Raw genomic sequence first — 25,414 nt, 5'->3', positions numbered from 1 at the left:
CAATCCGAAGTGCAAGAGGAGTTTTCCATGACAGACAGACCGAAAACAACACTGCGCGACTGCATCTACGGACTTGCCGTTGGCGACGCACTGGGCGTTCCCTACGAGTTTATGCCTCGCGGCACGTTCAAATGCACCGACATGATTGGCTATGGCACGCATGGGCAACCCGCCGGCACCTGGAGCGACGACACATCTATGACGCTTGCTACCTGTGACTCGATTAGGGAGCTCGAGCATATCGACACCGCAGACATGCGCGACAAGTTCGTAGGCTGGATTGCCCGTGGCGAGTATACGATTGACGGCGTTTTCGATTACGGCGGCACGACCGCTCGAGCCCTGCGCACCGGCAAAGGAGGCTCCGGCGAGCGCGACAACGGCAACGGATCGCTCATGCGCATCGCTCCCCTGGCGTTTGTCGACGCGACGGACGAAGAGATCCGTGAGATCTCCGCGATAACGCACGCTCACAGAACGTCGACCGAGTCATGCGTCACGTTCATCGAGCTGTTGAGGTCCGCGATGGACGGCGCGCTCCCCGAATGGGCACTCTGTCTGAAAGATGTACCCGAGCACGAAATCAGATCCGGCGGCTTCGTGCGCGACACGCTTAAGGCAGCCACCTGGTGCTTCGTCAACACCAGCAGCTACGAAGACTGCGTGCTTGCCGCCGTCAACCTGGGCGACGACACCGACACCACTGCAGCCGTCGCAGGCGCCCTCGCCGGCACGGCCTACGGTATCGAGGCAATTCCACGGGAGTGGATCGACACTCTACGAGGGAAGGATCTGATTGAGAGCTGCCTGTTTTAGGGCGCGGCGGCAGCAGAAACAAGCCAGAAGGCATCGCGGAGAGGTCGATGTTGCGTGAGGCTGCGAGAGTCTTTGCGCGACTCCTTCAGCGCGTTCTCGTAGAGCGCCTTGTAGTCGGGCTCCTGACCGGCGCCTCCGCCCTGTGCAGGTTCGGTCGGCTTGGTCTCGGTGGGCGTGGTCTCCTGGGCCACACTCCCTCCATTTCCGCCCCGTGCGGGGCATCGTCTTGCCCCGTGCGGGGCGCTTTTAGGCATGAAAAAGGCCACCCGTGCGGATGGCCTGCTTCAACGTTTTGGCCGGGGCGGCGGGACTCGAACCCGCACGGGCGATGTCCACGTGCTCCTGAGGCACGCGCGTCTGCCATTCCGCCACGCCCCGGTAAGATGTGGCCCGCAGTTTAATCCGCGGTCGATGTGGTAGAATAATCTTAAAAAGAGCGCCTAGACCTGGGTGAGGAACCGAGGCCGCGGGCGCTTTTTCTATGGACGTGCGACTTGGCCGTCAGGCAGAATGCACCAGACGTTCACGGCCGTCCCTCCCGACTGCATGTCCGCGGCGATTGCGCGGGCACGGTCAACATCATTGACCTTTTGCAATCCAAGATAAGTCACCTTCTCCCCGGAGCCCACCGCCTCAAGCTGAGCCTTTGCGTGGCGAAGCCTTGCGGAGATTTTTTAGCCGAAGTTGGACATTTAATTTCGGCATAACCCAACGATGTCTGGATATCAGGGACGACATCCTGATCTGACGGAAGAAACTTTATGAAGCGCTCATAGGGCGAAATCTTGGCTGCGACCCAGAGCTCATCGCCATTTGGGTTGGCATATACAGCCGTCCCCCCGATATTCCTAATCGAGCCGCATTCCCATGTCGCCCCGTACTGCCCACCAAGGAGCCGCACAAACTCCCCGAAAGTCGCTTCGTAGTTCTGTTCGGTTTTCTCCCTCGCAAACCTATTCCAAGCGTCTCTTCTTGCCGCCTCGAATATCTCGGAAAGCTCAGACGAAGGTATCCGCTGTCTGCCGGACTGGGCAGCGAACCGATCGAGGCATGCATGCTTGAGTGCATCCTCCTGAATCCTCGGCAGACCGCAGTCGTCTATTTCCTTGAACCGAACGTACAGGTCGCGCAGCTCCTCCGGGTTCACGCCCTCCACGAGCTCCGCGTCCGGGTCGTCCTCGAAGCCGGGGACCACCTTGCAGTCGCAGTGCCGGTGGAAGTGCTTGAACTCGCCGGCGGACTTGCGCGTGTGGTAGACCGCGCCGCGGCTCGCGAGCATGATGCAGAAGGTGCAGGTCTCAAAGCCCGTCGGCACGCGCGCGAAGCGCACGCCCTTGCCGCTGTCGCGGCCCACGTTGGAGATGATCGTCTCATTCAGGCTTCGGAGCGCGTCGTTACGGGCGTACTCGCCGCACGCCCTGGCGAACGCCGCGTCGCCGCCCTTCGCGAGCTTCTTCGCCTGGTAGCGCGCGACCTCGTCGGCGGGGCCCCGGCCTGTAGGTCGCTATGGTGACGCGCAGCAGGGCCGGATTTCCAGCTGGCTCGACACTGCTCCAAAACAGAGAGCGCGGCATCCCACCTGGCTCGTTCCGCAAGATGAGCGCCGGCGACCAGCAGAAGGTACTGGACACGGCGCTGGCGACGGAGAGGGGTATCACCTCGAAGCGGCATTCGGCCCGTGGCTCGAAGGTCGACATGGACATCGTGAAGTCGGACGGCTATGCCGCGAAGTTCTCGAAGCTTGATATGCCGAGGGATGCCGTCAAGTCGCTACATGAGTCCGCTGTCGCCATGCTGACCCATCGCTCGGGCAGCGAGCTCGAAGACCTCGTGCTGGTCTCCAGGTCGAGCGGGAAGGTTGTCGCGAGGAGCACCTCCGGCACAGCGCCGTTCGAGACGGCGAGAAACGCCGAAGTCGAGAGGGCGATTTCCAGCCACCCCCGCGGTGATCTCATATCTGTACACAACCATCCGACGAACATACCGCCAACCGGGAGCGATTTCGCGTCAGCGGGATACAACGGATACGGCTGCGGGCTGGTCGCCCTGCACAACGGAGAGGTCTACTACTACAAGGTGGGAGAAGTGCCATTTCTCGGCAAGTCATTCGACAAGAAGGTTTCCGAGAAGGTTAAAATGGGGCTTGATGAATACGACGCGATCATCGAAGTGATGAGGGCCTACGAAAGGAGCCATGGCATCAAATGGGAAAAGCTATAGACTACAGCTCCTTCGGCGTCGACGACCGGCCCGTGTCCGTTAAGTTGGCGGGTATTTCTGATGAAGCTCTCGAGGCCCTTCTCGAGGACGAGCGAGAAAACCCGCCGAAAACGTGGGAAGAGGCATGGAAACGCGACATCGACTGGGAACTCGAACACGGCGTCAGGAGCGTCAATGGCTAAGAACGACTACCACGTGATCGTCTACCGCATCCTCCTGTACCTCTATACGTGCCTGAAGGGCGGGGAGGACGTCGACCCCAAGAGGCTCGACGAGATCGCCCTCGCCGCAGGCGCGAACGAGCGGTACTGGCACTACATCCTGTGCAGCCTGCTCGACTACGGATTCATCTCGGGAGCGATTAGGGTCGAGGTCGACAACACGTTCGACCGCGTCTACGGCCTCGACGGCGCCTGCATCACGCCCCGCGGCATCGAGTACCTGACCGACAACTCCTTCATGGCCAAGGTGAGGAAGTTCCTCAAGGAGGCAAAGGACATAGCCCCGTTCGTCTGACTGTGAGGCCCCGCCACGGCGGGGCTTTTTCATGCCGCGTGACCGCGGCGTGACCATCCTCCCGAACGAGGGAGGACCCCATGAACCCCATAACCGAATGCAAGAGATGCTCCGACTGCGCCATCAGGCTCGGCTTCGGCTTCACCCAGCCCGACGTGCTTATCTGCACCGTGCGAGGCGACGAGGTGGGACCGGGCGACGGCTGCACCCTGGGCAGCCCCGGCGTGCCGGCGCGGGCCGTCGAGGCGTGCGAGGTCGACGTGTCCGGCCGCGTGGGCTACGGCATGGAGGTGCTGGGCTGATGGACGCGCCGCGAAAGGTCGGCAATGAGAAGTGGAGCTCCAAGAACGACACGTGGACTGACCGAAACGGCGCCGTAACGGAGGGCATGGGCGCCAAGGGCTTCACGCGCGGCAGCGCCAAGGGCCTGACCGCTTCCGACATCTCCGGGCTCGTCGAGGTGCGCGAGGACAACCGCGAGGCCATCGCGGAGGCCATAGACCAGGCGCTCGCCACGGCGCTTGAGGAGATCGGCCTCGTCGCCGAGGGCTACGCCAAGCGCGCCTGCCCGGTCGACACGGGCCGCCTGCGCAACTCCACCACCCACATCGTCGACGGAGGCGGCAAGTGCGCCGTCATCGGCACGAACGTCGAGTACGCGCCATATGTCGAACTGGGAACGAGGCACCAGAAGCCGCAGCCCTACCTCAAGCCGGCGGCAAAGGACCACGCACCGACATACCGCGCCATCATGCAGAAGCATCTCGGCGGCTGACGCCCGCGTTACTCCGTGCCGACAATGTCCGCGCCGCGAGGGAACGCGGCGCGCGCCGGTCCCGAGGCAAGGGGCGACAGCGCGTCATCCACTCCGAAGAACGGGAGAAAGAAGTTGACACTCACACGCAGGATGCTCAAGGCAATGGGCATCGAGGAGGAGAAGATTGACCAGATCCGAGGAGCATGCCGAGAGTGCAAACGCGCTCACGACGCAGAGTGACGAGTTCAAGGAGGCTGCGGGCAAGGCGGACGACCACAAGAAGTAGTTGGACGCATTCAAGGCCAAGTTTGATCACCAGTTAGATCGACACTGCTCCAAAACATGCGAATGGCTGATGGGTCGAATTGGGTGTTTGATTACCAGTTAGATCGACACTACTCCAAAACACTTCTTGGAGTCCTTGCCGAAGCGCGTGCGTTTGATTACCAGTTAGATCGACACTGCTCCAAAACGGTTTCGGCTTCGCTAAAGGGGGGTTTAGCGTTTGATTACCAGTTAGATCGACACTGCGCCAAAACGGCCGTCCGCACCTGCGGCATCCCTAACTCGTTTGATTACCAGTTAGATCGACACTGCTCCAAAACAAAGATAGCCGAACACAGGTACTGGCGCTCGTTTGATTACCAGTTAGATCGACACTGCTCCAAAACGATTGCGTCGGCTGGCGCGTGCTTGAAGCGGTTTGATTACCAGTTAGATCGACACTGCTCCAAAACAGTAGTTCCAGGCTGCGACCAGATCGCCCGTTTGATTACCAGTTAGATCGACACTGCTCCAAAACCCAACGGCGTGTACGACCTCAAGACTGGTGGTTTGATTACCAGTTAGATCGACACTGCTCCAAAACCCTTCGTCCTCATCGTAACGCCGCCTTCCCGTTTGATTACCAGTTAGATCGACACTGCTCCAAAACCGTGAAACATTGTAGCCGATATGCGATTAGTTTGATTACCAGTTAGATCGACACTGCTCCAAAACATCCCTTGCAATGACTGAGCTAATCGAAGAGTTTGATTACCAGTTAGATCGACACTGCTCCAAAACTATTTGTTGTCCTTCCAAAGCATTACTTTGTTTGATTACCAGTTAGATCGACACTGCTCCAAAACCGCGAGGAGGTCGTATACGAAATCGACGAGGTTTGATTACCAGTTAGATCGACACTGCTCCAAAACTCACCGTGATGTTTTCGGTGCCGAGGCCTGGTTTGATTACCAGTTAGATCGACACTGCTCCAAAACGGTGTTTGGTTGCCGCGCTTCTCTGCGCGCGTTTGATTACCAGTTAGATCGACACTGCTCCAAAACAATGGTTGACAGTATTTGAACAACCTTGGGGTTTGATTACCAGTTAGATCGACACTGCTCCAAAACCCGAAAGAGCGCCCATTAAGCGCGGATAAAGTTTGATTACCAGTTAGATCGACACTGCTCCAAAACCTCTCCCCGTTGGTTACTAGTCTATCACTCGTTTGATTACCAGTTAGATCGACACTGCTCCAAAACAGTGGATCAAGGCTCATACCTACAAGGTAGGTTTGATTACCAGTTAGATCGACACTGCTCCAAAACCACTAGCTATAATGGAATCAGCTAATCCAAGTTTGATTACCAGTTAGATCGACACTGCTCCAAAACGCAAGTCAAGGACGTGTTGCTCAGTATCATGTTTGATTACCAGTTAGATCGACACTGCTCCAAAACAAGCCAGTGAGACCGCCAAGGCATCAGTCAGTTTGATTACCAGTTAGATCGACACTGCTCCAAAACCACGACGCTCGAACACGTCAGGGAAATCGGTTTGATTACCAGTTAGATCGACACTGCTCCAAAACCTTTTTCGGTTTAACCCGAACATGTTCGGGTTTGATTACCAGTTAGATCGACACTGCTCCAAAACGACCGGTCCTTTCTTGGTTAGAATAAATTGGTTTGATTACCAGTTAGATCGACACTGCTCCAAAACATTATTCCGCCTATATCGGCGAGGCATTAGTTTGATTACCAGTTAGATCGACACTGCTCCAAAACTAGATCAAAGCTCTTTCTGTCTGTCATACGGTTTGATTACCAGTTAGATCGACACTGCTCCAAAACTAGTGCTTATGAGCTAAAGTAGCCCACTCTTGTTTGATTACCAGTTAGATCGACACTGCTCCAAAACGTAGTTGCCACAGTATCAGATACGAATCTGGTTTGATTACCAGTTAGATCGACACTGCTCCAAAACCCACAGGAAAGAGATATGGCACCGGACGTGTTTGATTACCAGTTAGATCGACACTGCTCCAAAACATAGTCAGTGGCTTTGTTAGTCAGTTCTATGTTTGATTACCAGTTAGATCGACACTGCTCCAAAACTCTTGTTTGGAAAAAATTTTTTAAAAAGTGTTTGATTACCAGTTAGATCGACACTGCTCCAAAACATACTTAGGCTCCTAACCTATAATCGAGAGGTTTGATTACCAGTTAGATCGACACTGCTCCAAAACTGGTTACTCCAAACGGACAGGGCGGGCGGAGTTTGATTACCAGTTAGATCGACACTGCTCCAAAACTGGTCACTCCAAACATACAGGGCGAGCGGAGTTTGATTACCAGTTAGATCGACACTGCTCCAAAACACACCCCGCGCCTATGCTCACCTAATCTCGTTTGATTACCAGTTAGATCGACACTGCTCCAAAACAGCTCGATAACGTCGGTAAGTATGCTCTCGGTTTGATTACCAGTTAGATCGACACTGCTCCAAAACAATGGCCTTGCCGGTGCGATCAGCGGAATTGTTTGATTACCAGTTAGATCGACACTGCTCCAAAACACGTCGCACTCTTTACAATCTGCTTTGAACGTTTGATTACCAGTTAGATCGACACTGCTCCAAAACAGTATACCTGTGCATATGTCTCGAGGTCTGGTTTGATTACCAGTTAGATCGACACTGCTCCAAAACCTATTGCGACGTGATTATCTCCCGCTGGGAGTTTGATTACCAGTTAGATCGACACTGCTCCAAAACGCACCCCGTGGGGAGGACCAGGAGCGTGCGTTTGATTACCAGTTAGATCGACACTGCTCCAAAACATTGCGTACCTAGGCAGTATCGCGCTGGCGGTTTGATTACCAGTTAGATCGACACTGCTCCAAAACGAGTATACCTGTGCATATGTCTCGAGGTCGTTTGATTACCAGTTAGATCGACACTGCTCCAAAACGAGCCTCGCGAATATGGCAGCGATGTCTTAGTTTGATTACCAGTTAGATCGACACTGCTCCAAAACAGCGACTCATGGGGCAAGTAGTCGAGAGCAGTTTGATTACCAGTTAGATCGACACTGCTCCAAAACACGAGCCTCGCGAATATGGAAGCGATGTCGTTTGATTACCAGTTAGATCGACACTGCTCCAAAACCGTAAAGGTAGTCCATGAGGTTATCTTCAGTTTGATTACCAGTTAGATCGACACTGCTCCAAAACTTAGTGCCACAGGCAATAGAGTTGTAGTAAGTTTGATTACCAGTTAGATCGACACTGCTCCAAAACTCGCCAGTCAAGTCGTACCGGTCGGCGATAGTTTGATTACCAGTTAGATCGACACTGCTCCAAAACCATTGGAGCAAATTCCCTACTGCGACGGGACGTTCAATCTAACCGGTCGGTTCTTTCAATGCTCTAAAAACTGCAGGTCAACCGTTAGTTTATGTTCGTGTCCGTAAGACATGGTATCTTTTTTATTCTCCAGGAGCAACAGGCTCAACTTAAGGAAAAACACGTGGTCATAGAGCGTTTGCAGCTCATTTTCCGTCAAAAAAGTTTTGAGATTAACAAATACGATTGTCTTTCTGCAGCCAGCGTCAAGAGCAAATGAAAGAAAATTCAGCAGATTATCAAGGAACGATTTATCTTCTTGAGGCGCTGCACCAAACCCTAAAAACTTGAGGTAGCGCTTCAGATCCCATTCTAAACCAAACCCCAAGTCGGCATTAAAACCAAGATTCAATCCACCCAAACGCAGTTTTATTGCTCGTTCAGCCTCTTCCACTTGCATACGCAAATCTTCGTCTTCGAGGAACTCGCGCTCTACCTTCTTGGTGACTGCGGTCACAAACGAACGGTCATCCCATGGAAGATTCAGCGCATCAGGCACCACCATTAGAGCGCTGCCGGGCTTGATCTCCTCATCGTCTTTCCAAAGGGAATAAGGCTCCAACGCCTGGCGCCCCAATCCGTTTTGCAAAGAAGCTGCAATCCGTGCGAATAGAGCCGAGTTCTCGACTTGCAAAACCGATGTCTCCCCTGCTGTTAGCTCCAGCGAGTTCTCAAGTCCCGAAAACACGAGCCTCATAAAACCAGGAGCTCCTCCATCGTGTCTATCTCCTCATGAGCCTCGCGGTTACCCGTAATGTACTCCATGGTCGAAAACTGAGATTCGGTCACGCGCAAAACCTGTACAAGGCCAGCTGGCGGGCGATGCTTCCTGAGTCTTTGCACTGCGCTTCCCGCCGCCCCATCATTAACAACAAGCTTTGCATACACGGATTCCTGGAGCATAAGATAGCCATCTTTAAGAAGAAACTTGCGGAACACCCGGTAGTCTTTTCTCTGCGCAGGAGTATCGACGGGCAAATCAAAGAAGACAACAAGCCTCATATATCTGATCCTTTCCCCGGCACTCATACGACCTCAAACGACTCGATCTCATCTACCGACAGCTTCCGGTCAAGAGCCTTGAGGCAGTCGGCAACATACAGAGAAATTACGGAGCCCACGCGATACGTGCCGCCTCGATATGCGATCCCCTGATTAAGCATGTCGACCAAAAGCAGCTTTGTCTCCTTAGAGAACTCACCGTCAAAGTTATCGAACACAATACGGTCCACAAGGGGCCTAAACGGTTCCATAAAATCACAGCTCAAGTTGAACTGGTTAAACTCATTTCTGTGACAAATCCCCACTTGCGTAAGGTATCCGCGCGCCGCAATCTCACGATTGACACTCGACAGCAAAATCGCATACCCGTAATTGAGAGCAGCGTTCAAGGGTATGTCATCATCCCTCGAGAAGGGCGAACCAAACAGAGAGCTGAAATACAGCCGGGCTGCATGTCCTTCGCGATTCGTCGTATCACCCGATCGCACCTCGGCAACAATGCTCTTGAGCGTCTCGCCCTGCTCCTCACGCGCACGGGCGTGGAGCACATCAGACTGATGCTTGATTTTGTCGCGCACGATTCGTTGCCATACGCGCTTTTTGATCGGCTCGCCCCACTCAAGCTGCTCCGCAATACGCTTGCTGGTGTTATGTGCTCCGTATAGTGGTAAATATTGCCCAATAGGGTCGCACTTCTCGTCAGAAACGACAAACGCGACCTTTGCCTTGGCAAGCTCCGAGAGCAGATAAGCGCTTATGAACACCTGGTTGGTCTGGAGGACGACCGACGAAATCTCCGAAAGGTGGACCTTCGCCGTGTCGTCCTCGCGACGGACAACCATGTAGCCGCCCTTGTATTGCAGTTTGCAAGGGCTGGAAATGACGATATTCCTAAAGCCCGACACGGGTCCTTCTCTCGAACATGCCCGTTACAGACTGGTCAACGATAAAGAATGGAATTGCTGGGTCGTTGATTAGTTTTGATATGTCCGTCACCATAGCGCCCGCCTTTGCAGGCCCGCCAATTCCAGAGAGGTCTACAACTCGATCCGTACCGTTTTCGATACGAATTAGGCCAAACGTAAGCTCACGCTGCTGCGATTCATCGAGCACCGACACGGAAGACAGCCGAGAGAGCTTAAGCTGCCTGGACAACTTTCCACAAGTTGCATCAGCAGCGTAACCAATCTTGTTCACCAACCCCTCAAGCAAAGGAAGAATGCTTGGCTTTTCATCCGTTTTCGACATATTTAACAGCAGCATCTCATCCTGCGAAAACGCCAGTTGAGAACCCGATCTGACCTCCTTTGCGCCAGTAATAATCAAACGGTCTCCATCCACCTCAATCAGCTGTTTCTTGTAGATCTTCGACCTCGTGATACCGACGTACTCCAGGCCCTCCTTCTCCGCAAGTCCCCTCGCATACTCGCTAAGCGCTGCCGAGTCTCCCTCGATGCGTGCCGCAAGCCACACGGGAACCTGAGAGAACCGGAACACCGGCTTACCTTTCTTTTTGGCCTCATAGATAAAGAAATACGCAAACTGCTGGCTCGAAAAACCGCCGTATTGTTTGGCGTCGAGCCCCTGTTTGGTCGACAACTCAAGCTTTGCGCCCATCTTGGGATCACGCGGCGAGTAAATCGTTGCCTTCCAGAACGCGCCCGTATCCTCCTGCGGCATCCTCGAGATGTAGCACTGGCGGTAGTTGAGCGCACGGCGAATGCCCTCGACCTCTGCCGCTGCGTTCCAGCCGTCCGGAAGATACTTTCCCCTATAACGTTTGACTTCGTCGTCCTCGGTCCAGGCATCGTCAAAGACCTCACCCGTCTCGGGGTCAAAACCCGCAGTCATAAAACTATTGACGACAAATCCGGCCGATCCAGGCATGCGATGGGTTTTCTTAAACAGCTCGGACTGCTCGCGCACGTATTTCTTAATCACGTGCGAGTAGCCAATGGGGTTCTCATACATTCCGGGGTGGCGCATCTGAATAAACAGCCCCAAGCGGCATGCCAGATAGGCATCATGCGCATGATGGAAATCATTGGCTTCGCGGCATTTGACCAAGCCAGCTGCCTCACGAAGGTTGTGCGACACACTCGCCTTAACGGGAACGATCTTCGTCCCCTCATCGGCATAACGTGCCTCAAGCAACGCCTGCGCCATCTTGACCATCTGGCTCGTCTCCACGAGCTGACGCGCGACAAAGCCCTTCATAGCGTTCTCGTTTATGGAAGAACGCAGCAGGTTGCGATACTTTTTATCGCCAATGAGCTTCGCCTGATGCAGCTGTTTCCACGTCTCGCCCATCTTCCAGCGAATGCTCTTATCAATCAAAAGCTGGTCGGTCTTGTGCTGATTTTCCTCGCGATACACCAGCGCCTTGTTTTCGAGACTGTCGTCCTTAATGTAGGCGCGCGGAATGATATGGTCGACCTCATACTCGCCCGAGCCCGCCATAAGTTTATTGAGATCGATAGCGCGGCCGGAATACAGGCATTTTCCGTTTTGCATCAAATAGAGGGTCAGGCGCTCGTCAAGGTCTACATTGGCTGCCTTGAGCTCTTTAAAATCGTCCATAACAGCCAGGTTGCCGCCCTCGGCCTTGAACGCCTTGAGAGCGTCCTCGATGGCGTCCCAGCGCTTCGTAGTCCGCTTGCCCTTTTTCTTTTCGTCCTCGTCGCGAGTCACCTCAACAAAAACGTTAGCCGGCGCGTGCCCCGCAATCCTTGCGATTTCGTCAACAATGCGAATCGCTTGATTCAGGCTGCGACGAATCGCCGGAGATCCGGGAAGCTCATTTACGCCTAGAGTCTTCTCATGTTCGGCATAGTATTTGCGATTGTGCTCATCCACTTTTTCCTGGAAGCCCAGTGTGTTGTCGTGGAGAATCTCCATCATCACCATGGTCTCGCCCAGGCGACGCTCGGAGCTGGGGTTTCCCTCTCGCAGCACGTCCATGATGCTCATAGAGCGACCAGCTTGCGTATCAATCCTGATGCCCGTCAGGAACTTCTCCGACAGACGTCCCCAACCAGTCAGGCGCTTTTTGCAGATCTTTTTAATCTGCTCGGCATCGAGCATTCCGTTGCCACTGGGGCCAAACTCATCCTGCAGTTTTTCCTTAAGGATCGAGCGGTCCTCGAACAACGTGTTCCAAAGAATGATCTTTTCGATAACCGGATACTCGGCGCGGCTCAACTCATCCACGCCAAAGATATCCTTGGCAAAGAAGATGTACGAGCCCATCTTTGATTCAAGGCCGCTCTCACCCTGGCCACCGCGGACAACCGGATTTGTCGCGTCGCCCTCTTTTACCAGCCAGTCGGCAATCATCTTGTAGGTAACGCGACGTTTTTTATGGAAAAGCTCATGGACAATGCCTTCGCGCTGCGCGGCATCCAGGCGCTGCCAATCGTCACCATCTTCGGACCAGCGAACACCATTGAGTTCATTCAGAACGCAGAACTCCTCATAGAGCAGAGACTGCTTGGGAAGCACCTTTTCACCAGCAAGATACGTGCAATCGCCCGTCATGCGCAGAATAAAGTTCTCGGCGCTCTTGTTCTTATCGATCACGGTATCCCAGTTCCAAGGCGTGATCGTCGCATCTTCCATGCCGGGCTTACGCTCGGACCATTGGAATCGGTGGTTGCCATGTTTGTCCTGGGCAGCATTTTTAGGCGTCAGCGGTCCCACATAGTACGGAATACGGAACGTGACCAGGCTCTCGATCTTCGCTGCATCGTCCTTGAGGAACGGATAGAAGCGGCCCTGGTTTTTGAGAATAGCCTGCAACTCCTCAAGATGCAGCTGATAGTAGATGGCACCGTTATCACTCGTCTTAAGGCGACGCAAAAAGCGTTGTTTGTCGAATGCGTCCATCATGGCAATATAGCGCTCATCCGTCTCCGCACCCGTTCCCGCAAAGAGCTTCTTTACGGATTTAGCGAAGTCATCATAGGATAGTTTATGCAGGTCATATGCGGTGTAACCCTGTGCCTTAGAGGCATCGTAGTCGCGCGAGGGGTCATCGCTATTCGAATCGTGATAGGTTGCGCCGCGGAAGAAAGACTCATATGAGCCGGGAGCATATTCGTGGACCAAAGTCTTGAGTCGATCAAGATCATTCGCGTAACAATTATATTTTTCGATCATGTTGACCGAGATTGTCTGGCCCTCAGCATAGGACAAAAGCCCCTGCAGCACGTAAGCAGAGTAAACACCGCAAACGGACTCAAGAAGCTCGACGCAGTCATCGGGACATGCGGCCTGCAGCGCTTCTAACTTCTCGTCATCCGAAAACGCGAGCTTAGTTGCCTCGCACTCAAACTCGCCAAACACATCTTTGAACTCGCATTGGAGACCGACGACAGCGCTCGACAAACCCTTCGCCAGCTTTTTGTTCGCAGCCGCATCCGCAGTATCCACTTTAACAAGCGCCTGAATGTCTTTTGCCTTTTGCGAACGAGAAGATCGCTCATCAGCCAAGATCTTCGCTACAGAGAGTTCATCAAGCTTCGCGAACTCATATTCTCTCGATTCACACCATGCCTTCAGAGCGCCATTGAGATTCTTAAGGGCATCGGATGTCTTTGCCGTCTTTGCCGTCAGCTTCTCCCCCTGGCGCAAGAAGTTACCGCGATGCTTAACGATGTTATGAATTGCGAGATACACCAATCGAAGATCGGCCTGCTCATCGGTGTCCATAAGGTAAGTGCGCAGATGATAGATGGTCGGGAAGCGATCGTAGTAATCGGCCTTCGTGAAGTCCTTGGTAAAGATCGGATCGCCCTCAATGGTCCGCGACTGGTTAAGTCGCATGAAAAAGCCCGGATCAACCTCGCTCATCGCAGGCTCGAACAGCTTTTGCAGCAAGTCGAGGCGCCAGCGGCGGCGCACGTAACGGCGACGCTGTCCACGATGAACGCGCGCCTCGGACGCCGGCTGTGCGCTATCGAACAAACGACTGCCCCACGTCGGCTGTTTCTTAAAATGCAGGAGCTTGCCCTGGGCATCGGTCACCGCCCAACCAACGGAGCCGGTTCCCATGTCGAGGCCGATATTGTAGTCGCCAGAGTAGTTTCTTAAATTCATGTCGACCAGCCCTTCCGCGCTGTGTTACAGTTGCCTTGTCGATTACCAGTTACATCGACACTGCGAGTCAAAATACGGCTTTGCCAAAAATGCCTTCCTTGGAAGGCGTCCCGTAGGGGACAATTTGACTTGCCAGAGGGGTTCCATTCGGGACCCCTCTTTTTTGATGCTACTACCGCGAACGGACATTTTTTAATAGCTATCGGCAAACGTAATGTTGCTCAACGTTCGTGCTATGAGCGTGAGCGTTTAATGGAGTGCCTGCGGGTCCTGCCGCCGCACAAAAACGGGGCGGCCCGCACCCCTGCGAGCCGCCCCGTAGCCCTAACCTTCAAGTTACAGCGCCAACCGGCACTACTCCCCTACTTACCAAATAGCGCGCCGAACAGGCCCTTGCGTTTGGACTTTTCTTCTCGGTAGGAGCCCTCGACTACCGCTGCCACCTGACGCGGTTGCCCGCCGCCTCCATGGCGCACGATCTGGTACAGAAACGGCGATTTAACGTATTTGACCTCGATGGGCGTGGCGTGCACGGTGCTTTCGCTCGACAGCACCACGTTGGGATTGAGCGGTGCCACCACATGTGTCTCGCGCTTGTCGCTAAACACTACCGCGGCCGCGCGGCCCGTCTGGCCGTTTACGGCAATGCGCACCTGCTCGCCATCGCGACTGTCCGACGCGGGACGATCGACAAAGTAGACCGGCACCATCACCAGACCATCCTTGTGTTTGCGGGCCTTGCGCGCCCACGTGCGGATACTCTTTTTATTGAGCCCCAGCACCGCCTCGGCATCGTTTCCGGCAACATCGAGCGCCAGCTTATCAATGACCACCTGGTCCTTGGTAGACGCATCGACGGAGACAACGCGGAAGTCGCCTTCCTGCATGGCGGGATCGAACGGCCCCACCTTGCCAAAGTCCCACGGCTCCAAAATGCCCATAAGACGAACGTCCAGGTAGTTTGCCCGCGGATATGCCCAGTCGAGCACCTCGTAGTACACCAAGGTCTCCTTGCTCAGCCCCTTGCCCGGGAAGGACGCCATCATGCGCAAATCCGCGAGCGCCATGGGAAAGTAGAAGAGCATCATGTCGTTTTGGATCGCGTCTTCTACATCGTGACCGGCAAAGGCTTCCGCATACTGGTGCACCAGCTGCAGCGCGTTGGCACGTGCCTGCTGCGGCGAGATTTCGCAGGGAATACCCTGCTCGGGTACATACTCCGCACCAACGCCCATGGTCAGGCGCTTGCTAAAGGTACCGGGCTTGAGTAGGTCTGCAACGCCGATCTTATTGCCGCAGGACGGGCATTCAAACACGCGCTGCGTTGACTCGCCTTCGAAGGATGCGCCACAGAAGGGGCACGGGATGCTCACGTGCGTGGCCTCCTGGAACTCCTGCGCCGTGCCGCGGTCCTCCCACAGTAGATGCTCCAGAACCGACTGGTTGCGCCAGTGCGCATGAAAGAAATACCAGTCGGGGTCCACCGGGCGCTCGAGCTGCGACACATGGGTGAGCTTAAGCAACCCATCGACAACCGTCAGCGGCGCATGGCGAATGCCCAGGGCGCTCTTGGGCTCCCCCGCATCGGCCTGCCACGGAACGACCGTGCCGCAATAGGCGCACTCAAAGCTGCGTTTAGCCTGGTGCGAGTACATAGGGCCTCCGCAGTTTTGGCATTTAATGGCAAACATCTCGTCCATGGATACATCCTCCTTTACGCAGGGGCTGTCGACATTAAGTATGTCGGGCAGGCAGGCACAAGCCCATACCCATGTGGCCCAAAATGGAGCACCCGGTCGGACAAGAAGCCCCGATCGTTAGCTCCAGCAGACCATTGCTGCATTTTCTGAGCATCGGCGCACGGCGCGCCCATGCGAGCTACACTATCCCCTTAAACGAGGATGCGAGGAGGTACGCCATGCTATTTGTAAATCGGCTGGTACATACACTTGTTCCCGGCAGCGAGGGCGAGCCGGTCGATGCATCTTGTCGCACCAACGCGGGCTTTGCCGCAAGCCTCATCTGCATTGGCCTCAACATTACCCTGTGCCTGGCCAAGGGCATCGCGGGTCTGCTCGCCGGCTCTGTCTCGCTTGTCGCCGATGCCTTTAACAACCTCTCCGACGCCTCGAGCAACATTGTGAGCTTGCTCGGGTTCCGCCTTGCCAGCCGCCCGGCAGACGAAGGCCACCCCTATGGCCACGGCCGTTACGAATACCTCGCCGGCTTGTTTGTCGCCGTCCTCGTTTGTGCCGTCGGCATCAACCTGGTGCTCGAGTCCATTACCAAGATCATCAAGCCCTCCCCCACCGCCTACACGCTGGTCTCCCTAGCAGCCCTCGTCTTGTCCATGCTCGTCAAATTATGGATGGCCGCATTCAACCGCGCGCTGGGCAACCGCATCGACTCGGAGACGCTCATCGCCACGGCGCAGGACTCCAAAAACGACGTCATCACCTCGGGCTCGGTCTTGGCGGCGGCGCTTATTTCGCAGACGACCGGCTTTGACCTCGATGGCTGGGCAGGCCTGGGTGTGGGCATCTTCATTTGCATCAGCGGCATGGGCCTGGTGCGCGACGCCATCAGCCCGCTGTTGGGACAAGCGCCCGACCCCAAGCTCGTCCAGGAAATCCGCGACAGGATCATGTCGTACCCCCAGGTCTTGGGCACACACGACCTCATGGTGCACGACTACGGCCCCGGCCGTCAGTTTGCCAGCGCACACGTGGAAATGCCCGGCGAGGGCGATGCCTTTGAGCACCACGAGATCCTGGACACCATCGAACACGACATCAAACGCCAGATGGGCATCGACATCACGCTGCACTGCGACCCCATCGCCACCACCGGCGACGACCTGCGCGGCTGGGTCAAGCGTGGCGTCATACAGATCGATCCCGCGCTCTCCATCCATGACCTGCACGAACACGATGGCTTTGTGTCATTTGACCTGGTGCGTCCCGACGGCTTTCGCATCTCCGACGACGAGCTGTTGGAGCGCGTAACGCATATCGTGCACGAGCGCAGGCCCGATGCATCATGCGTTGTCACGTTTGACTCGGGCTTTAGCTCGCCCGACCGTCCGGCAGAACAGTTGTAGCCCCGCTCCGCTCGGCCGCTAGTTTCCCCGCGCGCCCGAAATGCCGTTTTGCAGGGCATCCCAGGCGTTCGTTGCCATATCGCCCAGATTCTGAGCAGTATCACCGAGGTTCTGGGCTGTGTCGCCCAGCTCTTGGGCCTTATCCCCAAGCTCCTGCGCCTTGTTGCTCAGGTCCTCCAGCGTGTTGGAGCTCGAGCTGTCCGTGGTGCCCTGGTCGCCGGACGCGTTGCTCGACGAGCTGTCCTTGCGCGTGAGCTGAATCTCAAGGTTGCCGTCACCGTTGTAGTAGGCAGATGTGACGACCCAGTTGGCATCGACGACGGGCGTCGAGCCGTCGTCGGTCAGAATCACGGCATTCGAAAGATCGGCCCCGCGCGACTTGAGGAGCTTCTTGGCGTTTGACCAGTACTGACCCGGGATATCGCTCAGGTCGACGGTGCCGGACTGGGCAGTCTCGGTCTGCTCGGCCGTGGTATCAGTCGTGGCGCCCCGCTTGTTGAGCATGCCCGACACGATGGCAAACACAACCGACAAGGCAAAGAAGATCGCCAGCACGATGAGGATCTTCTTAATCACGCTCGACGAACGCGAAGGCTTCTTCTCCTCGTCCTCGCCATACTGGGGGATGGACTTGGGATACTCACGATACGGCTCGCGCGCGTATCGGTCGTGCGACTCGTAGCGCGGTTGTGCCGTGCGCGGCATATACGTGGTCTGCTGAGGCTGCGGAATGGGATTTTGCGGCAGGTCATCATAAGGGTCTACCGCCGCGTTGCCGTAGGGGTTCTGCGATGAGACACCATGCGGGTCCTGCGCCGCGTTTCCGTAATTCACAACGCGCGTGGGATCGGCCGACACCTGCGTCGTATCGGGGGCAGCGTAGCCGGGATTCGGCACGACGCGGGTCTCATCGGCGCCATTGCCCGTCCGCGGGGAGCCGTAGCCACCCATTACGGTCGTCTTGTCCTGGTCCATGCAACGATTCCTTTCCGTCGCCCGTAAGCATCAAGTTATCCATGCATTCTACCCGCGCAAAAGCCTATGATGGACAAAGCCCGCCGGTATCTACAAGACATGCGCGGCCGACGGTCACAAGCGAATCGAGGATATGTCATGGCAAAAAGCAAGCTCATCAAGGACACGACGCGTGCCGAGCGTGAGGAGATCATTAAACTGGCGCTCGCTGACTGCGGCAACGGCAGCTGCGACAACTGCGGCAGCTGCAGCTTGGGAGCCGGCGATCCGTACGGTACCTACCAGCCCTACATTGACGGCGAGATGGAAATCGCCGACATCAACATGATGGTCGCCGAGCGCAACGCCAAACTTTTCGGCCTCCAGCGCGGCTAACGACCTCTTCTTGGGCTGTGAACCATAAAATGCGCCCATCTACTACGTTTAACCCAAGGGTGCCAACCATAGCCATATTTGTGTTAACAAAACCGCAGGTAAACGTCTTGCCAGATTGTTAAAAAACGCTCCATGGTCGGTCCAACCCTGGCAAACGTAGTAGATGGGCGCTTTTCGTGGCGCGGCTGGCCCAGACAGCTTGTCTCGGAGCCAATTTGCATCAAAAAGTCCCCGACGGCGCTGCGTTTTGCGCCACCGGGGACTGTTCAGTTCACTCCCTGTTGCTTTGCCCTACTCGTTGGGCACATGCGTGGCGCAAGGATACTCAGGCGTCACATCCTGACCGCAGGAATAGCTCGAATCTTGTAGTACGCCGACCTCGTCACCTGTTCCGAACGATACGGAGGAACGTAGCTATCGGTATAGGTACGCACAAAGCCCCGCCGGGCCTTGGTAGGCGCGGCGGGGCGGGCAGGCAGCTAGGGGCAACAGGCTTAGAACAGGCCGGTGATGTTGCCGTCGTTGTCGACGTCGATATTCTCGGCCGCGGGAACCTTGGGCAGGCCAGGCATGGTCAGAACGCTGCCGGTCAGCGCGACCACAAAGTGGGCACCGGCGGAAACCTTGAGCTCGCGCACGGTGATGCGGAAGTTCTCGGGCGCGCCCAGAGCCTTGGCGTTATCGCTGAAGCTGTACTGGGTCTTGGCGACGCACACCGGCAGGTTACCAAAGCCGTTCTCGCGCAGCTCGGCGAGCTGGCGCTTGGCAGCCGGCGTAAAGTCGACGCCATCGGCGCGGTAGACCTTGGTGGCAACGGCCTCCAGGGCGTCGGCCACATCGGTACCGTCCTCGTAGGCAAACTTGAGCTCGCTCGGCTGCTCAATCAGGCGCATGACCTCATCGGCCAGGTCGAGCGCACCCTCGCCGCCCTTGGCCCAAACCTCGGACAGCTTAACGTTGACGCCGAGCTTCTGGCACTCGGACTCGATGAGCGCAAGTTCGGCCTCGGTGTCCGTCGGGAAGCGGTTGATGGCGACCACGCAGGGAAGACCATAGACGTTCTGGATGTTGTCGACGTGACGCAGCAAGTTGGGCATGCCGGCCTTAAGGGCCTCGAGGTTCTCGTCGTTGAGGTCGGCCTTGGCGACACAGCCGTTGTACTTAAGCGCGCGGGCGGTGGCGACGACCACGACGGCGCTGGGGCGAACGCCCGTCATGCGGCACTTGATGTCCAGGAACTTCTCGGCACCAAGGTCGGCGCCAAAGCCGGCCTCGGTAATCGCGACGTCACCAAAACGCATGGCCATGCGGGTGGCCATGATGGAGTTGCAGCCGTGGGCGATATTGGCGAAGGGACCGCCGTGGACAAACGCGGGCGTGCCCTCGAGCGTCTGCACCAGGTTGGGCTTGAGCGCATCCTTAAGCAGCGCGGCCATGGCGCCCTGGGCCTTAAGGTCGCGGGCGCGGACGGGCTCGCCGGCATAGCTGTAGCCGACAACGATCTCGCCCAAGCGCTCTTTGAGGTCGTTGATGCTCGTGGACAGGCACAGGATTGCCATGACCTCGGAGGCAACGGTGATATCGAAGCCGTCCTCGCGCGGCACGCCCTGGGCCTTGCCGCCGATGCCATCGATAACATGGCGCAGTTGACGGTCATTCATGTCGACGACGCGCTTCCAGGTGATGCGCTTAACATCGATGCCGAGCTGATTGCCCTGCTGAATATGGTTGTCGAGCATGGCTGCCAGCAGGTTGTTGGCGGCACCGATAGCATGGAAGTCACCGGTAAAGTGCAGGTTGATGTCCTCCATGGGGATGACCTGGGCCCAGCCGCCGCCGGCGGCACCGCCCTTTACGCCAAAGACGGGGCCGAGCGAAGGTTCGCGCAGGGCAACGGCGCTCTTGACGCCGCGACGACGCAGACCGTCGGCCAGACCGATGGTCGTGGTGGTCTTGCCCTCGCCTGCGGGCGTGGGATTGATAGCGGTCACGAGGACAAGCTTGGCCTGGTGATCGGTCGGCTCGTTGAGCAGGGAATAGTCGACCTTAGCCTTGTCGAAGCCGTACGGAATCAGGTGCTTAACGTCGACGCCGGCGTTCTTGGCCACCTCGGTAATGGGCAGCGGCGTGACGGAACGTGCGATTTCGATGTCAGTAGGCATGGGCGGTCCTTTCGTTACCGGATGAGAAAAAGACCAATTCAGCATAGCACGGGCGCGCAATAGTAAAACACCCGTAACCGATGAACGGCGATATGTTTATCCAATGCCCAGCGATAGCCTAACAGCCCGCCAAAACAAAGCGCCCTAAACGGTAGGTTCAATCCCCAGGTGTTCAAAGGTGCGCAGGGTTGCCTGGCGACCCTGCGGTGTGCGAATCATCAATCCGCACTGCAACAGGTAGGGTTCGTAGACATCTTCGAGCGTACCCGGATCCTCGCCCACCGCACTAGCAAGCGTGGTTAAGCCAACGGCACGGCCGGAGAACGTCTTGGCGAGCGTCTCCAAGATGCGAATGTCCATCCAGTCCAGACCAAGCTCATCAATCTCAAAGAACTCGAGCGCCTGACGGCAGATATCAAGCTCAATAGGACCGTTGCCGCGCACCTGGGCGTAATCGCGCACGCGCTTGAGCAAGCGGTTGGCAAGACGCGGCGTACCACGCGAGCGCGAGCCGATCTCGAGCGCGCTCGGATGGTCTATTGTCACGCCCAAAATGGTTGCCGAGCGCGTCACGATCTGAGCAAGCTCCTCGACCGTGTAGTAGTCCAGGCGATACGAAATACCAAAACGGTCGCGCAGCGGGCCGGTCAGCATACCCGAGCGGGTCGTTGCCGCCACCAGCGTAAACTTGGGGATATCCAGGCGAATCGAGCGCGCCGCCGGACCTTTGCCAATCACGATATCGAGCGCAAAGTTCTCCATCGCGGGATACAGGACTTCCTCGACCGAACGGTTGAGGCGGTGGATCTCGTCGATAAACAGCACGTCACCCGGCTGCAAGTTGGTAAGGATGGCCGCCAGGTCGCCGGTGCGCGCGATGGCTGGGCCACTCGTCGTCTTAATCTGAGCGCCCAGCTCGTTGGCGATAACGGTGGCCAGCGTGGTCTTGCCCAGACCCGGAGGGCCCGAGAAGATCACGTGGTCGAGCGTCTCGCCACGGCTCTGCGCCGCCTCGATCAGCACGCGAAGGCTCTGCTTGATATGCTCCTGACCGCAGTAGTCGTCCAGGCGCTGGGGACGCAGGGTACGGTCGACATCGAGGTCCTCGGGCGTCAGCTCCGAGCCCACCATGCGCTCGCCATGCGCCATGGATGCCGCCGGCGAGCTGCCGGGCGTCGCCCACAGGTCCTGAGAGTCATCGGCTTCCCACATCACGCATCCATTCCGAGTCGCTTAAGCGCCGCGCCGAGCAGATCCTCGACACGCATATCCTGCCCATCATACCCGCTCAGAGCGACATCGGCCTCCTGCGGGCTAAAGCCCATGGAAAGGAGTGCCGCACGGGCATCATCGATGGCCGAGGGAGCGGCAGCAGGCACGGGCATCGCAACCTGTCCGGGAATCACGTCGACCGGCACAAAGCCCTTATCCTTAGCAAAGGTACTCTTGAGCTCCAGAATGAGGCGCTGAGCTGTCTTTTTACCCACACCGGGTACCTTGGCCATGCCCTTGTCGTCCTCGGCCATCACCAGCGAATACAGCTGCCCCACGGTATAGGTGGAAAGCACGGCGAGCGCCAAGCGCGGGCCAACGCCCGAGACGGACACGAGCCGGTCGAACATTGTGCGCTCGTCCTTTGAGGAAAATCCGAAAAGTGTCATGGCGTCCTCGCGCACCTGCATGCGCGTGTAGAGGCGGACCTCGCCGCCGGGCGTCGGCAACGCGGCCGCAGTGCTGCCCGAGATGCCGAGCTCAAAGCCCACGCCCGACACATCGACGATAGCAGAGCTCATCGTGGCCTCGACAAGCGTTCCGTGGAGCTGGGAGATCATCAGTATCCGGTTCCTCTCTGTTGATAGAACTCGCCGCCGGTAAGCGCGCGGGTGCGGCTGAGGTTAACGTGGCAGATGGCGCAGGCCAGGGCATCGGCGGCATGGTCGGGGTGCGGGTCGTGATCGAGCTGCGTGAGCGTACGCACCATGTAGGCGACCTGCCGTTTGTCTGCAGCGCCGGTGCCCACAACAGCCTGCTTAATCTGCATAGGCGTGTATTCGCCAATCTCGAGCGCGCACTCCGAAAGCGCCACAAGCGCAGCGCCGCGGGCATGCGCCGTGGGGATGGCCGAACGAACGTTGGCGCCAAAGTAGATGCTCTCGATAGCAGCGGTATCGGGACGATAGCGTTCGACAACGCCCTTGAGGTCGCGGGCGATATGCGACAGGCGCACCGCGAGCGGACTTCCAGCACTGGTCTCGATGCAGCCATAGGCACGACAGCGAACCTCGCCACGTCGCTCCTCGATAATCCCCCACCCCGTATGGGCCAAACCAGGGTCGATACCCAAGATAACCAAGCCAACCTCCCCTCGCCACAAGCGCAGCGCAAGGCAAGGCCCCACGCACTATTCACGAACGTCTGTTCTAGAATAACACAACAGCGACCGTATCTGGCAAGCAAGGTCGAACCATAGGTTGAGCATAAGTCAGCGAGCGAGTCTCTGCCGTGGCAAGGTGTCGCGAAAGAGGAGCGCCGCGTACTTCTGTACGCAAGCGACGGTTTGAGCGGCAGATGGCCCGGCAGGGGCTCGCGTAGCGTCGACTCGTTACGCGGTTTGGCAAAACCGCGTAACCTTGGCCCCATCCCCAGTTTAGTTCTGCGAGAAAAAAGGAAACTGACGGGGATCCACCGGCGGATGTGGCATCGGCGTGCCCTGGGGCCCGCCCTGCGGTCCGCCCTGGCCGCCCATCATCCTTTCGATGGCGTCCTGGACCTCGCCCTCGAACTTTTTCATTCCCTCGTGCAAACGACGCTGACCGTCCTCAGAGCGCAGCTCCTCCATCTGCTCGGGCGAAATACCCAACAGCTCACCCAACAGACCCATCATCTCACCGCGCATGCGATCGCCCGTATCGCTATCGGCAAAGCGGCGCACTTCGGCGCGCGCCAGTGAATCAACCGTCATGCGCTCCTTGCCGTTGAGCCCCAAATCGGACCACGCAAGCATGTACGGCCAAGCGCGCTCGGCAAACGAACGGGCCGAAACGATCGGCGCCGTCGGCAACATGCGACGGGCAGCCTCACCCTGTCGAACGAGCATCAGCAGCAGCGAGCAGGCCTCAGGCTTGCCAGCGGCCATCGGGATGTCGTCGAAAGATCGATTGCGGTCCACGTGCGCCTCGAGCGCGCCATCGACCTCACCCGGCTCAAGCCCGCCGAGCAGCTGTGCCGCGCGGTCGAGCATATCGACCGGACCGTCGAGCGTCGAGAGCGCCTGCGCCAGCACTCGCTCCATACAATCTTCCACCGCGTTGAGCGTCACGAGCTCTTGGGGCACCACGGCAGACGTGCGGTTGCGCACGCGCGCCACAAACTCAAGCGTCGACAGGTACACATCGCCAAAGGGCGCAAAGTCGCCCTGGTAGCCGCCGGACAGTGCGGGCGCCGCTAGCGCGTACTCGGTCTTGGAGAGCGGGCTCAACGCCATGGCGCCCAGCTCGAGCGCCGTATCCTCGAGCATCAGGCCCAGTGCACGCGAGCGCAGACGCTCGGCATCGCCCGCCGACACGTCGCGATCGAGCACACGCGCCGCATCCGGTGCATCGCGCTCGACGGTGCGAATGTGCAGGCGCTCGGCAATCGCGCGGACGGCGGCACAGCGGGCAGCCTCGGCCTCTTCCTGAGCCGGCGTAAAGATACGGTTGCGCCCCAGCACAAGGCCAATCACATTACGCGGGCCCAGAGCGTCAACGGCAAGTGCCGCCAGCAGGGACGACGTCAAGTCGCCCTCGAGTGCCACCACAGCACGCGACGCGCCGCGAGCGCGGGCATTGTCGCGCACGGCGAGCACCAGCGCCTGCCACAGCCACTCCTCGGAACGAAACTCGGGCAGTTCGTGATCTTCCAGGGCATCGAGCATCACGCCGCGCTGAATCTCCTGAACCAGCAGGCTCTCCTCAAAACACGGCGCCTGGGCCACCACGCGACCGCAGTCGTCGAGCACAAACGAACCGCCGGTATATACCGACTCGTCGTACGCACCGACCGGCGCCATGCAGGCAAACCACACGCTGCGCTTAGATGCGATCTTGCGGTAGGCACCGCTGCGAACGGCGGCGATGGCGGCAGTCTCGCGGTCGGTCATGTCAAACGCGTTGAATTGGAAATACGCAATAAGGTCAACACCGGTCGGCAACATCTCGAGTTCGCGGTCCAAGTCAAAAATCACGGCGATGCGCACGCCGTCCACGTCGAACACCGGCGGCGCCCAACGCGTGTCGTTGTTCTCGCCACGCTGCAGGGCAATGCTCGATCGCGCCGGCACCACATGACCGTCCTTGAGCATCATGTAGTCGAGCAGCGGCTGGCCCTCAAACGAAACCGCCGCGGGCACGATGCAGATCGTATCGAGCTCTTGGATACGCTCGGCAACACCGGTCAGGCCTGTCAGCATGTCGTGCTCAAAGTCGGCAGTACCCATCAGGCCGCCGGGCAGAGCACCCATAAAGAGCGGAGCCGGGACGCACAGCACGCGCGCCCCGCGCTCGTGGGCCAGACGAGCCTGGTCCTCGATGCGACCGCAAATGCCCTCAATATCACCCAGGCGCATATCGATCTGTGCAAGTGCGAGCTTCATGGCCCAGCCCTTTCCGTCGTAAACCATCGAAACCGTAGTAAAAGCGCCGGCCGCATAATGCAGCCGGCGCTTGCATGTGCATATGCTAGCTAT

The 25,414-nt window shown here is 57.4% G+C and carries 21 protein-coding genes, 1 tRNA gene and 1 CRISPR repeat array; of the genes, 8 read left to right on the top strand and 14 right to left on the bottom strand.

Annotation, left to right across the window (positions count from 1 at the left end; all coding sequences use genetic code 11):
• Positions 1 to 27 precede the first annotated feature (27 nt).
• Entirely contained in the window at positions 28 to 816 is a 789-nt protein-coding gene (locus ACQRC0_RS02460; protein ID WP_427727497.1) for an ADP-ribosylglycohydrolase family protein, read from the top strand.
• On the opposite strand, the gene ACQRC0_RS02455 is transcribed toward ACQRC0_RS02460, so the two are convergent.
• From ACQRC0_RS02455 to ACQRC0_RS02445, 3 genes are all read right to left on the bottom strand, one after another.
• Positions 813 to 1,007: a hypothetical protein gene (locus ACQRC0_RS02455; protein ID WP_427727495.1), complete on the bottom strand. Its 195-nt coding sequence runs from the start codon at positions 1,005 to 1,007 to the stop codon at positions 813 to 815. The genes ACQRC0_RS02460 and ACQRC0_RS02455 overlap by 4 nt on opposite strands.
• 102 nt (positions 1,008 to 1,109) lie before the next feature.
• Positions 1,110 to 1,194, bottom strand: a tRNA-Leu gene (locus ACQRC0_RS02450).
• 229 nt (positions 1,195 to 1,423) lie between these two features.
• Entirely contained in the window at positions 1,424 to 2,170 is a 747-nt protein-coding gene (locus ACQRC0_RS02445) for a hypothetical protein (RefSeq protein WP_427727493.1), read from the bottom strand.
• A 152-nt stretch (positions 2,171 to 2,322) separates the two neighbouring features.
• Between ACQRC0_RS02445 and ACQRC0_RS02440 the strand changes: the two genes are divergently transcribed.
• From ACQRC0_RS02440 to ACQRC0_RS02420, 5 genes are all read left to right on the top strand, one after another.
• Positions 2,323 to 3,036 carry a hypothetical protein gene (locus ACQRC0_RS02440; protein WP_427727491.1) on the top strand — a complete coding sequence of 238 codons (714 nt, stop codon included), beginning with the start codon at positions 2,323 to 2,325 and terminating at the stop codon, positions 3,034 to 3,036.
• Positions 3,021 to 3,218: a hypothetical protein gene (locus ACQRC0_RS02435; RefSeq protein ID WP_427727488.1), complete on the top strand. Its 198-nt coding sequence runs from the start codon at positions 3,021 to 3,023 to the stop codon at positions 3,216 to 3,218. The genes ACQRC0_RS02440 and ACQRC0_RS02435 overlap by 16 nt, the downstream gene beginning before the upstream one ends.
• Positions 3,211 to 3,552, top strand: a complete 342-nt coding sequence (locus tag ACQRC0_RS02430) for a YjcQ family protein (protein ID WP_427727486.1) — start codon at positions 3,211 to 3,213, stop codon at positions 3,550 to 3,552. Before ACQRC0_RS02435 ends, ACQRC0_RS02430 begins: the two co-directional genes overlap by 8 nt.
• Before the next feature lie 80 nt (positions 3,553 to 3,632).
• Positions 3,633 to 3,854: a hypothetical protein gene (locus ACQRC0_RS02425; RefSeq protein ID WP_427727483.1), complete on the top strand. Its 222-nt coding sequence runs from the start codon at positions 3,633 to 3,635 to the stop codon at positions 3,852 to 3,854.
• The gene (locus ACQRC0_RS02420; protein ID WP_427727480.1) at positions 3,854 to 4,327 is read left to right on the top strand and encodes an HK97-gp10 family putative phage morphogenesis protein; all 474 of its coding nucleotides are present in this window, start codon (positions 3,854 to 3,856) and stop codon (positions 4,325 to 4,327) included. Before ACQRC0_RS02425 ends, ACQRC0_RS02420 begins: the two co-directional genes overlap by 1 nt.
• Before the next feature lie 288 nt (positions 4,328 to 4,615).
• Positions 4,616 to 7,938: direct repeats of the CRISPR family, unit length 36 nt; unit sequence GTTTGATTACCAGTTAGATCGACACTGCTCCAAAAC.
• Positions 7,939 to 7,993: 55 nt separating this feature from the next.
• Here the strand turns inward: ACQRC0_RS02420 and csn2 are convergent.
• The 5 genes from csn2 to ACQRC0_RS02395 all read right to left on the bottom strand — a co-directional run bounded on the left by csn2 (position 7,994) and on the right by ACQRC0_RS02395 (position 15,776).
• Positions 7,994 to 8,674 carry a type II-A CRISPR-associated protein Csn2 gene (csn2, locus tag ACQRC0_RS02415; protein WP_427727477.1) on the bottom strand — a complete coding sequence of 227 codons (681 nt, stop codon included), beginning with the start codon at positions 8,672 to 8,674 and terminating at the stop codon, positions 7,994 to 7,996.
• Entirely contained in the window at positions 8,671 to 8,979 is a 309-nt protein-coding gene (cas2, locus tag ACQRC0_RS02410; RefSeq protein ID WP_154515878.1) for a CRISPR-associated endonuclease Cas2, read from the bottom strand. The genes csn2 and cas2 overlap by 4 nt, the downstream gene beginning before the upstream one ends.
• Before the next feature lie 23 nt (positions 8,980 to 9,002).
• Entirely contained in the window at positions 9,003 to 9,884 is an 882-nt protein-coding gene (gene cas1 / locus ACQRC0_RS02405) for a type II CRISPR-associated endonuclease Cas1 (protein WP_427727474.1), read from the bottom strand.
• Positions 9,871 to 14,076, bottom strand: coding sequence for a type II CRISPR RNA-guided endonuclease Cas9 (cas9, locus tag ACQRC0_RS02400; protein WP_427727472.1), 4,206 nt, complete (start codon positions 14,074 to 14,076; stop codon positions 9,871 to 9,873). Before cas9 ends, cas1 begins: the two co-directional genes overlap by 14 nt.
• A gap of 362 nt (positions 14,077 to 14,438) precedes the next feature.
• Positions 14,439 to 15,776, bottom strand: a complete 1,338-nt coding sequence (locus ACQRC0_RS02395; RefSeq protein ID WP_427727471.1) for a hypothetical protein — start codon at positions 15,774 to 15,776, stop codon at positions 14,439 to 14,441.
• Between the two features lie 218 nt (positions 15,777 to 15,994).
• Between ACQRC0_RS02395 and ACQRC0_RS02390 the strand changes: the two genes are divergently transcribed.
• Positions 15,995 to 17,176 carry a cation diffusion facilitator family transporter gene (locus ACQRC0_RS02390; protein WP_427727468.1) on the top strand — a complete coding sequence of 394 codons (1,182 nt, stop codon included), beginning with the start codon at positions 15,995 to 15,997 and terminating at the stop codon, positions 17,174 to 17,176.
• Positions 17,177 to 17,194: 18 nt separating this feature from the next.
• Here the strand turns inward: ACQRC0_RS02390 and ACQRC0_RS02385 are convergent, their stop codons facing one another.
• Entirely contained in the window at positions 17,195 to 18,151 is a 957-nt protein-coding gene (locus ACQRC0_RS02385; protein WP_427727465.1) for a hypothetical protein, read from the bottom strand.
• A gap of 138 nt (positions 18,152 to 18,289) precedes the next feature.
• Between ACQRC0_RS02385 and ACQRC0_RS02380 the strand changes: the two genes are divergently transcribed.
• Positions 18,290 to 18,526 carry a hypothetical protein gene (locus ACQRC0_RS02380; protein WP_427727464.1) on the top strand — a complete coding sequence of 79 codons (237 nt, stop codon included), beginning with the start codon at positions 18,290 to 18,292 and terminating at the stop codon, positions 18,524 to 18,526.
• Between the two features lie 494 nt (positions 18,527 to 19,020).
• On the opposite strand, the gene ACQRC0_RS02375 is transcribed toward ACQRC0_RS02380, so the two are convergent.
• From ACQRC0_RS02375 to ACQRC0_RS02355, 5 genes are all read right to left on the bottom strand, one after another.
• Positions 19,021 to 20,688 (bottom strand): formate--tetrahydrofolate ligase, encoded by a 1,668-nt coding sequence (locus ACQRC0_RS02375; RefSeq protein ID WP_427727462.1) that lies wholly within the window; start codon positions 20,686 to 20,688, stop codon positions 19,021 to 19,023.
• 144 nt (positions 20,689 to 20,832) lie between these two features.
• Positions 20,833 to 21,900 carry a Holliday junction branch migration DNA helicase RuvB gene (gene ruvB / locus ACQRC0_RS02370; protein WP_427727460.1) on the bottom strand — a complete coding sequence of 356 codons (1,068 nt, stop codon included), beginning with the start codon at positions 21,898 to 21,900 and terminating at the stop codon, positions 20,833 to 20,835.
• The gene (ruvA, locus tag ACQRC0_RS02365; protein ID WP_427727458.1) at positions 21,900 to 22,520 is read right to left on the bottom strand and encodes a Holliday junction branch migration protein RuvA; all 621 of its coding nucleotides are present in this window, start codon (positions 22,518 to 22,520) and stop codon (positions 21,900 to 21,902) included. The genes ruvB and ruvA overlap by 1 nt, the downstream gene beginning before the upstream one ends.
• Positions 22,520 to 23,041: a crossover junction endodeoxyribonuclease RuvC gene (gene ruvC, locus ACQRC0_RS02360; RefSeq protein ID WP_035137351.1), complete on the bottom strand. Its 522-nt coding sequence runs from the start codon at positions 23,039 to 23,041 to the stop codon at positions 22,520 to 22,522. Before ruvC ends, ruvA begins: the two co-directional genes overlap by 1 nt.
• Before the next feature lie 294 nt (positions 23,042 to 23,335).
• Entirely contained in the window at positions 23,336 to 25,321 is a 1,986-nt protein-coding gene (locus ACQRC0_RS02355; protein ID WP_427727456.1) for a hypothetical protein, read from the bottom strand.
• Positions 25,322 to 25,414 lie beyond the last annotated feature (93 nt).

The organism is Collinsella sp. SGI.033 (assembly GCF_050315135.1).
In the GTDB taxonomy this organism is placed as follows: Bacteria; Actinomycetota; Coriobacteriia; order Coriobacteriales; family Coriobacteriaceae; genus Collinsella.
This window is presented reverse-complemented; position numbering and strand designations above follow the sequence as displayed.

What these genes read in the sequence shown, in the direction of transcription:
- ACQRC0_RS02460 (WP_427727497.1), top strand. Translation starts at nt 28, where the DNA reads ATGACAGACAGACCGAAAACAACACTGCGCGACTGCATCTACGGACTT.
- ACQRC0_RS02440 (WP_427727491.1), top strand. Translation starts at nt 2,323, where the DNA reads ATGGTGACGCGCAGCAGGGCCGGATTTCCAGCTGGCTCGACACTGCTC.
- ACQRC0_RS02435 (WP_427727488.1), top strand. Translation starts at nt 3,021, where the DNA reads ATGGGAAAAGCTATAGACTACAGCTCCTTCGGCGTCGACGACCGGCCC.
- ACQRC0_RS02430 (WP_427727486.1), top strand. Translation starts at nt 3,211, where the DNA reads ATGGCTAAGAACGACTACCACGTGATCGTCTACCGCATCCTCCTGTAC.
- ACQRC0_RS02425 (WP_427727483.1), top strand. Translation starts at nt 3,633, where the DNA reads ATGAACCCCATAACCGAATGCAAGAGATGCTCCGACTGCGCCATCAGG.
- ACQRC0_RS02420 (WP_427727480.1), top strand. Translation starts at nt 3,854, where the DNA reads ATGGACGCGCCGCGAAAGGTCGGCAATGAGAAGTGGAGCTCCAAGAAC.
- csn2 (WP_427727477.1), bottom strand. Translation starts at nt 8,674, where the DNA reads ATGAGGCTCGTGTTTTCGGGACTTGAGAACTCGCTGGAGCTAACAGCA.
- cas2 (WP_154515878.1), bottom strand. Translation starts at nt 8,979, where the DNA reads ATGAGGCTTGTTGTCTTCTTTGATTTGCCCGTCGATACTCCTGCGCAG.
- cas9 (WP_427727472.1), bottom strand. Translation starts at nt 14,076, where the DNA reads ATGAATTTAAGAAACTACTCTGGCGACTACAATATCGGCCTCGACATG.
- ACQRC0_RS02395 (WP_427727471.1), bottom strand. Translation starts at nt 15,776, where the DNA reads ATGGACGAGATGTTTGCCATTAAATGCCAAAACTGCGGAGGCCCTATG.
- ACQRC0_RS02390 (WP_427727468.1), top strand. Translation starts at nt 15,995, where the DNA reads ATGCTATTTGTAAATCGGCTGGTACATACACTTGTTCCCGGCAGCGAG.
- ACQRC0_RS02385 (WP_427727465.1), bottom strand. Translation starts at nt 18,151, where the DNA reads ATGGACCAGGACAAGACGACCGTAATGGGTGGCTACGGCTCCCCGCGG.
- ACQRC0_RS02380 (WP_427727464.1), top strand. Translation starts at nt 18,290, where the DNA reads ATGGCAAAAAGCAAGCTCATCAAGGACACGACGCGTGCCGAGCGTGAG.
- ACQRC0_RS02375 (WP_427727462.1), bottom strand. Translation starts at nt 20,688, where the DNA reads ATGCCTACTGACATCGAAATCGCACGTTCCGTCACGCCGCTGCCCATT.
- ruvB (WP_427727460.1), bottom strand. Translation starts at nt 21,900, where the DNA reads ATGTGGGAAGCCGATGACTCTCAGGACCTGTGGGCGACGCCCGGCAGC.
- ruvA (WP_427727458.1), bottom strand. Translation starts at nt 22,520, where the DNA reads ATGATCTCCCAGCTCCACGGAACGCTTGTCGAGGCCACGATGAGCTCT.
- ACQRC0_RS02355 (WP_427727456.1), bottom strand. Translation starts at nt 25,321, where the DNA reads ATGAAGCTCGCACTTGCACAGATCGATATGCGCCTGGGTGATATTGAG.